The sequence below is a fragment of the Labilibaculum euxinicum genome, assembly GCF_009795715.1.
GTDB lineage: Bacteria > Bacteroidota > Bacteroidia > Bacteroidales > Marinifilaceae > Labilibaculum > Labilibaculum euxinus.
Map to the genome: position 1 here is coordinate 33983 of NZ_WTCR01000022.1, position 8756 is coordinate 42738.

Annotated in this window: 7 protein-coding genes; all 7 read right to left on the bottom strand. The window is 35.1% G+C overall.

The window, feature by feature from the left end; all coding sequences use genetic code 11:
- Positions 1-28: 28 nt before the first annotated feature.
- The gene (locus GQR60_RS19570; protein ID WP_124994558.1) at positions 29-955 is read right to left on the bottom strand and encodes a DUF6624 domain-containing protein; all 927 of its coding nucleotides are present in this window, start codon (positions 953-955) and stop codon (positions 29-31) included.
- A gap of 32 nt (positions 956-987) precedes the next feature.
- Positions 988-2535 carry a serine hydrolase domain-containing protein gene (locus GQR60_RS19575; protein WP_124994559.1) on the bottom strand — a complete coding sequence of 516 codons (1548 nt, stop codon included), beginning with the start codon at positions 2533-2535 and terminating at the stop codon, positions 988-990.
- 12 nt (positions 2536-2547) lie between these two features.
- Positions 2548-3195: a DUF4386 domain-containing protein gene (locus tag GQR60_RS19580; RefSeq protein ID WP_317163673.1), complete on the bottom strand. Its 648-nt coding sequence runs from the start codon at positions 3193-3195 to the stop codon at positions 2548-2550.
- Positions 3196-3235: 40 nt separating this feature from the next.
- On the bottom strand, positions 3236-4228 hold the full coding sequence (locus GQR60_RS19585) for an NAD(P)-dependent alcohol dehydrogenase (protein WP_225441462.1): 993 nt from the start codon (positions 4226-4228) through the stop codon (positions 3236-3238).
- Between the two features lie 89 nt (positions 4229-4317).
- On the bottom strand, positions 4318-6138 hold the full coding sequence (locus GQR60_RS19590) for a helix-turn-helix domain-containing protein (protein ID WP_124994561.1): 1821 nt from the start codon (positions 6136-6138) through the stop codon (positions 4318-4320).
- A gap of 910 nt (positions 6139-7048) precedes the next feature.
- Positions 7049-7756 carry a hypothetical protein gene (locus GQR60_RS19595; protein WP_160463533.1) on the bottom strand — a complete coding sequence of 236 codons (708 nt, stop codon included), beginning with the start codon at positions 7754-7756 and terminating at the stop codon, positions 7049-7051.
- A 152-nt stretch (positions 7757-7908) separates the two neighbouring features.
- Entirely contained in the window at positions 7909-8490 is a 582-nt protein-coding gene (locus tag GQR60_RS19600; RefSeq protein ID WP_124994563.1) for a hypothetical protein, read from the bottom strand.
- Positions 8491-8756 lie beyond the last annotated feature (266 nt).

Sequence of the window (8756 nt, forward strand, 5' to 3'; positions counted from 1 at the left end):
TGTATTTGTCGGGTTTCTTATACTACTCCTATTTTTCCTGAGTCAGCTGCCAATCGATATCAAATCTTTCTTTCAGGTATACACTTAAAGGCTCAAGTCCAATTTCCGCTCTTCGCTTATCTACATTTTGAGGATCTTCAATTGGCTGAGGCACACGTGTATTTTCTTCAAATTTTAGTTGGGTTCCATAGATTTGCTCTTTTCCTTCTTCCACCAACAACCTATCCCGCATTTTAGCGTACCGCAAAGGTTGTGCCTCACCCTTTTTAAAGGCTTCTTCAAGCGTTGGGAAATATTTTTTACGAACTTCGTAAGAGGAATGGTTGATAATCAAAGCAGCCCCGGCAGCTGCATATTCAGTAACCTCTGATGCAGTCGGCCATCCATATTTATCAAGAAGATTTGGCAACATCTCCTCATTTTCTTTCTTGTTCTTTTCCTCCATGGCAAGTACAGGAAAAATAGCAGGTGTGCTAAAATAACCGCCGTTTTGCATATATTTTCTTCTTTCGATATTTCCAGCATACATCAATCCCTGATCTTTAATAATCATTCGGAAAAGTGCCCTGGCAAATGCTTCATTTCTTATAGCACCATTTTTAGCTTCATATTTTCTAATTTGAGCATCGTTAATCTTCTCCCACCTTGGGTCATCAATTAAACTTAAGAACTCAGGATTGTATAGTGCCTCTAATGTTGAATCATCCTGGAGTGCATGATTAAGAAAATAGAAAGCAGTATCTCTCATATTAGAAGTCCACAAAAGTGCGGACGTTGAAGCTAATTTATATGATATTTCAGCAGAAGGATTTTGCATCATTGCTCCTCCGTATTCCATTAATGCAGGCATAAGAAGCCCTATGTTTTTTAGGCTGTCTCCTTTAGTTATATGGTCTTGTCCGTAGCTTGTCTGGAAAAGGACAATAATTAAACAAAATGTGATTGTTTTTTTCATAATTGATTGATTTTAAAATTTATAAACTATAATTAATCTAATACTTTAAGTTTCTCTGTTGCCCAATTATTTTGAGGTTTTAGTTGTAAAGATTTTTTGTAATACACAATTGCAGAATCCACTTCATCAGCTAAGGAGAAAGCCTCAGCTAGATTGTTGTATGCATTCCACGATCCAGGGTGAGTTTTAAGGTTCAGTTCAAATAATTTCTTTGCATCGTCTATTTTCCCTCCGTTCAGATAGGCATATCCTTTATCCATTAAGAAGCGCTCACTAAACGGATGAATTGAGTCATTTCTTACTTCATAGTACTCACTAATTGCTTCGGTTACTCCTTTCTGGTTGACTTTCTTATGAAAATCATTAAATTTTATACAATCTGCTACATGCCACAAATCATAAGCGCTGAATAGTTCGTTTGAGTTTCCACAATGTACAATAATGATTTCTTTATCAGGAATCACATAAATAGCTTGTCCGAGGTTTCCATTGGCAAAAAACTGAAATGTAGAATCGCATTCCGTATGCCCCCACCACTGATAACTGTAATAGGTGTGATTGCAATTTTCACCACCCAACCACACGGGATAAATATTACGTGGAATACTGGCATTTTCCTTTGTTGATTTATTTACCCAGTTCTGTGATATAATTTGCTCACCATTCCAGTTACCACCTTTAAGGTATAAACGTCCAAAGCGTGCATAGTCTATAGCTCTTGCAATCAAACGACTAGGTATGTATTCAAATCCGGATTCTTTACTGTCGATAGAGAAAAGTGCACTGTATTTCATCATTTTAGTCCAAAGCTTTTCCTGTAGATATTCCGAAACAGTTTTGCCTGTGGCTCGTTCAATAATTAATCCCAAATAACTTGTGTTATAATTGCAGTACTGAAATGTTTTACCGGGTTCTTGTGCAATGTCAACTTTTTCCAGTAATAATTTTCTGACCTTTGGGTGATAATATCCAACAGCTTCGTCGTGCCAAGGCAGATGTATATGAGTTCCTGGAAAATAGCCTTCATAATATTTCAAACCAGAGCGCATTTCGAGCAGGTTACGAATGGATATTTTTTCAAATCTGGGATCTCTGTCTTTTAACTCAGGTATATATTTAGTCATGGAATCGTCCAAGCCTGAAATCAGTCCATCATCTAAGGCGGCACCTATCAAAAATGAGATAAAAGATTTGGCCATTGACTGCGAGTGAAAATAAGATTCTCGTGCAAAACCATTGAAATATTTTTCATACAGAATGGTATCCTTTCGGATAAATATCAATGCAGTAGTTTTGGATTTTTTAGCCCATTCATCAATGCTATTGAACTTTGACTGCAAAACCCTATCGGAAAATAATGATTCTACATAAGATTCATCCAGATTCTTTTCAAATTCAAATGTATTTCCAGATCCTTTAATTTTACGGTTTTCAAAATTTTGATAATCATATACATCAGCCACATTCATGGTTAGCAATCGATAAACATATGCCGGAGAATATTTTGCCGAAAGCACAATTAGTACAAGTAAAAGCAAAGCCAGTGGTATGATTAGTATAATTTTGAGTGTTTTCTTCATGATAATACAATTTTAATTTATGGCCGGCTTTGCGTTTTTCAAATGCATATATATCATCCAGACAGCCAATAACATCTCACCCAGAGCCATTGGTAAGGCTAATTCATTTACTAAAATTTGAACCGTTTGCACATCCAATAATGAGCTATTCTTTACAATATTGATTTCGCTATAAATGACACCTCCAAGGTAAAGTAAGTATCCTAAGACATTGGGGACATGCGTTGACTTTATTGACAAATAACCTAAACCAATCAAGTGCAGGCCAAAAAGAATAAGCCCAAACGACCATATTTGTTCAAAAAACCCCAATAATTCGGTAATATCATTTGCGAAAACAGTTGGTTGTTCAATGAAACGAATAGCTGCCAGTTGATACACTGCCAAAATCAAAAATACGGTATAAATCAAACGTATACCAGCAGTTATCATCGATATTTTTCGATTAGTAGATATAAAAAATGTACAAAGTGAGAAGGCTACAATTAAATCGGTACTAATAATTACGATCCATCCTGCTATTCCGGCTAACAACAATTCACTATTGTCAGCCAGATTTTGAGCAGTTGCCAATGGCGTTTTTGCCATCAGGCTAGTGTAAACATATCCATATGAGAATCCTGCTGCTATTGCCATTATAATAAGAGAAATACCAGCAATTAATCCTGCTTTTTTTCTTTTTTATTCATGTCGCCTGTATTTATGATTCAACAATAATTACAACATTTCCTTTTTTATGCCCTGTTGCAATATACTGATGTGCATGAGCTACCTTCTCAAGAGGAAACTGACGATCAATAACTGTTTTAAGTTTTCCGGATTTAAAAATCTCCAATAATTCTAAAAGCAATGCACGAAGTTCGTCCTTTGATTTTAAGCCTGATGCGCCAAATTTTGCTTTTCTGCTGCCAAGTATTGAAGTACGAATCATTTGTAGAAGTAATGAAGATTTTAGTACCGGTGATATGTATACTCCTTTATTCGTTAATATGCGTTTAGATTTTCTGAATGAGCTACTTCCAATGGTATCGTAAATTATGTCGTAGCGATTTTCAGATTTTGTAAAGTCATTCTTTTTATAATCGATGGTATGGTCGGCTCCTAAGGATTTTACCAGCCTCACATTTGCAGTACTGCAAACACCCGTTACTTCTGCTCCAAAATATTTTGCCAGTTGAACAGCTGCCATCCCCAGACTTCCAGAAGCTCCGTTAATCAGAACTTTTTGTCCGGGTTTAATATTCCCTATTTCTTTAAGAAAATTAATGGAGGTCAGGTGGCCATCACAAAATGGAGCTGCATCGGCATAAGATAAATTCTCTGGTTTATGAAGAATTACACCATCTTCAGGAACAGTTACATATTCGGTATTTGTACTAAACCCTAATGTAGTCTCACCAAAGACAGCATCTCCTATAGTGAACTTTAGAACACTTGAACCTACTTCAACTACCTCTCCTGCAAATCCGGTTCCCGGAATAGGATATTTTGGTTTTCTGATTCCTAAAAACAAACGGCTAAAATAGGGTTTCCCAGAGAGCATCATAACATCAGCTCTGGTAGCTGAACATGCATGAACTTTTACCAAAACTTTGTTTTCTGTTGGTTTTGGAATTGCAATATTTTTTAATTTTAATACATCATGATTACCGTATCCCTCAGCTATAATTGCTTTCATTGTATCTGCTTCCATAATTTTTACTCCAAAAAAAAAATTTCTAAAGCAAATCTACGCGCAAGGAATGGTTAAGAAGTTCTGAAAAACTAAAAATGAATTCGGATTTATAAATGCGAACTGTTTTTTTCTTGATCTAAGCTTTTCAGATACTCTAAAGGCGTTATTCCTAACTCTTTTTTGAAGAAGGTATTAAAAACGGTTTTCGAATTGAAACCGCTTTCAGAAGCAAGTCCGATAATGGAAATATGTGCGTTTTCAGGATTTTTTGCCAGTTCTTTAAAATGTTCCAAACGGTAATAGTTTATAAATTCGTTGAACTTTTTCCCAACATATTCATTCAACAACCATGAAAGTTGATTTGGGTGAATTTCAACTTGATTGGCTAAATCACGCAAGGAAACAGATGGGTTTAAATATGGTTTTTCAGTTTGTGTAAAATCAAATACTTTATTGGCAAATTCAGTGGCCGTTTTTTTGTCTAGTAAAGGTTTCTTTCTCGGAATAGTCTTGGGTTTTTTAATATGTCCGAACAATTGCTCATGAAATCGCAAATATCGGTCATCTTTTACTAAGTCATTCACAAGTGGATCAGAAAAACTTAAAAGCAATACCGAAGATTTCATTTTCAACGAACGTTCCAATAAGTCAAATGCTTTATCAAACATTTGAAGATTTGCATAAGCCAGAAACAGGTATGAGTGTGCCTGGAAAGCTGCCGGGTTTTCAGCTTCTTTCTCTAACTTTTTTAATTGAACTTTAGCATTCGTTTTGTCACCTTTTAAAATATTGGTTAGACAAACTATCCCCAGTTGTTCATGCGGAATTAATATGTCTTTGGGTATATCTTCAATTTTTTGTAGCAATTCATCATACCTTTTTTGAAAGATCATGCAATAGGAATGAACTACAAAAGCAGGAATATTTTTGGGATTCTTCTGCAATAATTCCTGAAAAATTATCATTGCCTTTTCAAATTCTCTGGTTCGATAATGATAATAAGCTTTATAAAAAAGTGTTTCCTGATTTAAAGGATCTATCCCTAATGCAAATTGCAAATGATGTTCTGCCTTTTCTATTTCACCGGAAAGAAGGTAGAGAAAGGCTATAAATTGCTGTGCTTCAGGGTAACTTGGTCTTAGCTGTAAGGATTTCAGTATATGCTTTTGTGCATCCGCAAAATTACAGTCAGTAAAAAACGAAAGATTGGCCAATAGATAATGTACACCAGCATTTTCAGGATTTAATGTATATGCTTTATGTGTGTACTCGACTGTCTTTTTCCATGCTTTTTCAGGTTGCATAAATTGAGTTGTGGCCATAAAGCTGTATGCATCAGCAAGTCCGACATAGGCGTCTGTATAATCTGGATCAAATTCAATGGCCCGATTAAACATCTCAATAGAAGTCTTTACATCCACGGGGTTCCACTTATTGAAATGATATCTTGCCTTCAAATAATAATTGTAAGCATCCAGGTTAACGGTTTTACTTTCTATTAAATGTTCTTTAATTTCCAGATGTCCCAGCTCCTCCCGGAGCTTGTCCGCAATTATAAGGCTGATTTCATCTTGAATTTCCAGGATATTTTCCAGCTTTCTGTTCCATGATTCCGACCAAAAATGAAAATCATTTGCAGCCAGAATCAACTGAGCCGTTATTCTCACTTTATTACCTGCAATACGAACGCTTCCCTCAAGAATGACTTCAGCATTTAGTTGATCTGCAATTTGCTTTAGCGTATACTCTTTGTTCTTAAAATAGAATGAAGATGTTCGGGAAATGACTTTTAATTGTTCGATTTTGGCTAGTGCATTGATAATTTCTTCAGTAATTCCATCACAAAAATATTCATTCTCAACGTTTGCACTAATATTTATAAATGGAAGTACTGCTATGGTTTTATCTTTTAGGTTTGTTTCCTTCATAGACTCAATATTTTAGTAGGAGACATATATGTTTTTTACCGCGTGTGTGTGCCCTGCATGAGCATGACCACACCCACCGAAAGGTCATTGAAAATGTTAAATATACAAATTTAGCATAAACAAAGATTATCGGAGGGATGTATTTTTTTTTCCAGAGGGTGCAAGTCCCTTATGCACTGGGGTGACTCTGAGAAGCTCTAGTAAGTAGCAAGCTGGTTTACCGTGAAGTATGCAGTAAAGGAAGCGAGACTGCAAAATCCGGTACTGACGAACAGTACCGAACTTGTGAGATTGTGAATGCCATTTAAGATAGCAGGAATGAACCAACCTGATATGAGGCTATAAGTTTGGATAAGACAGCACATCATGTCGACGTCCCAGTTCTTTTTTTTAAGAGAATAAACGAAATAGTAGATCAGGCAGGCATTGGAGGAAGGTGCCGAGCGAAGGGAGATCATGAACACTATATTAAAATTATTACGTGAATAAAATGCTCTTACCAGAGGAGGTCTCATCAACCACGTGTTGGTTATGGTGAGAATTGGAGCGAAGCGGAAATCGCGAATTCGCATGGAATTATTTTATGAGCAACTCAGCCGAAGCCATAGTAGCTGCAAGACAATGAGCCACAAATAGAAATTGTGGAGGGCTCACAGAGCAGTGAAGGTTGAACTCATTGTTCAGTAAAAAGCAGTGGTTCCAGTGAGATGGTTAAGGCGTATCTGTAATTGTTATCCCAATCTATTTTATCATTGGAAATTAGGCTATCAGTTAACCTAAAATTGAATTGACTGCATAATAAGAGCCGTATGAATTGAGAGATTCACGTACGGTTCTGTGAGAAGTTAGGGGTGAATTGAAAATCGACGAAGTCAAATTCCCCTAGCTTACTCGACTAGGTGCTGGCATTTCAGTAGGTTATGTATTTTAATCTTCGATATTCTTCCACTTTTGTTATTTCAGCATTTGGATATTGTTTCATATAGTAGGTCGTTAAATCTTGCTTTAATGTCATCATATTTCCTCCGCCTACAATTTCATATGATTCATTTCTACCACCATAACTTAGCTTAAGAATTAAATCTTTTACTTTATAGCTGCCATTTTCAGTAGCCGATCCGTCCTGAGACTGATAAGAAAAACCATCTGGATAGCTAAAATTATATTTTGAATCCACTCTTTTTTCTGCATTTGTTACTAGTTCGGTCTTTATTAGTTCTGAGATATCTTTATTTGCGGACTCTACAAAAATGAATTCAATACCAATTGGGAAGTATTCCTGCCATCCTCCAATTCTCGGTCCTGTTGCTGAAACAGTGATTTTGGAAAAGTCATTAAACTTGTCTTTTATAGTTAGGATTGCTTTTCCCATTTCGGAAGTGGTGATGATTATGTTTTTCCCTTCGATGATTGCAGATGCAACATTTTCATTGTCTGTTGCCACAGTATATTCACCGTTGATTGATAAAATTGCAACAGTATCTTTAGCTCCAGCAATTAATTCAATTAAGTTTTTACTCAAAACAATTGAAGTGTCATTCTTTTCACTAGAACACGATGTCATAAGAAAAGCAATTAATCCAATTGTTATCGTGGGAAAAAATATCTTTTTAATCATATATCTGAAATTTACGGTTATTCTATTTTTTATGCTTGCACCTAACGGTAAATTGTATGATGAGTAGTGGCAGATTGCGTGGTAGGTTCCTGTCAAACCGCTACGCAGTTTGAGTAGGCTACAAACCTTGATATTTAGCACTTTACCTGCCATTACTTATACAAAGTGTTAGCACAAGTATTTTTTATTTTATTTTCATCAATTTTATAGACAATAATTTCTTTTGTATCCCAGTAATTCTTCTTTATAAACTTATTTAATGATCTAAATATATCAGGTTTAAACATCCCATTTTTTGTATAAAATATTTCATCACAGTAATATACAGTGTGAATAGTCCAGCCAAAATCGTTGACAAAAGCAAGTATTACATCATTCGGAATAGTTATTTTTAGATTTTTTCTGGGTTTTGTGCTAAATTCAGTAATTTTTGTAAAAGAATTATTCAAAATTTTTTCTAATGATACTCTATCTGTATTTGTTGTTTTTCTAAAAATATTTTGACTATATGTCTTACTGTTTTCAAAATACTTTTCCAGTGCATATGAATAGCAATTCTGTATGGCTGTTTCATTTGAGAGAAAATAACCTTTTGAAGCAAAATAGCCCGCGTGATTGATATTGTCAGAAAGAGTGTCTATTCTTTCTTGATTTAAAACACTTACTCTTATAGTGTCATTTAACCATAAAACATTAATGCTTATAGACTTCTTTCCTACTTCTATTGTATCCAACGTAATAGATTTGATATTAATCGGAGAATGAGTTGACAAGCTCATCTGACAATAACTTTCAATGAAAATAAAGTTTAGAAGTATTATGATGATATATTTTTTAAAAGTGCTCATTTTCTCCTTTATTCAGTATTTGTGCTAACGTCAGTCTGTCTAAAAACTCATCAAACTGCTCAATTAAGTGTTAAATATAGCGGTTTTAAGGATACATAAAAATTGAAAATGCTTTTATTTGGAAATAGAATTGAGGTCTTATTTGGGCGACA

What these genes read in the sequence shown, in the direction of transcription:
- GQR60_RS19590 (WP_124994561.1), bottom strand. Translation starts at nt 6,138, where the DNA reads ATGAAGGAAACAAACCTAAAAGATAAAACCATAGCAGTACTTCCATTT.
- GQR60_RS19575 (WP_124994559.1), bottom strand. Translation starts at nt 2,535, where the DNA reads ATGAAGAAAACACTCAAAATTATACTAATCATACCACTGGCTTTGCTT.
- GQR60_RS19595 (WP_160463533.1), bottom strand. Translation starts at nt 7,756, where the DNA reads ATGATTAAAAAGATATTTTTTCCCACGATAACAATTGGATTAATTGCT.
- GQR60_RS19585 (WP_225441462.1), bottom strand. Translation starts at nt 4,228, where the DNA reads ATGGAAGCAGATACAATGAAAGCAATTATAGCTGAGGGATACGGTAAT.
- GQR60_RS19570 (WP_124994558.1), bottom strand. Translation starts at nt 955, where the DNA reads ATGAAAAAAACAATCACATTTTGTTTAATTATTGTCCTTTTCCAGACA.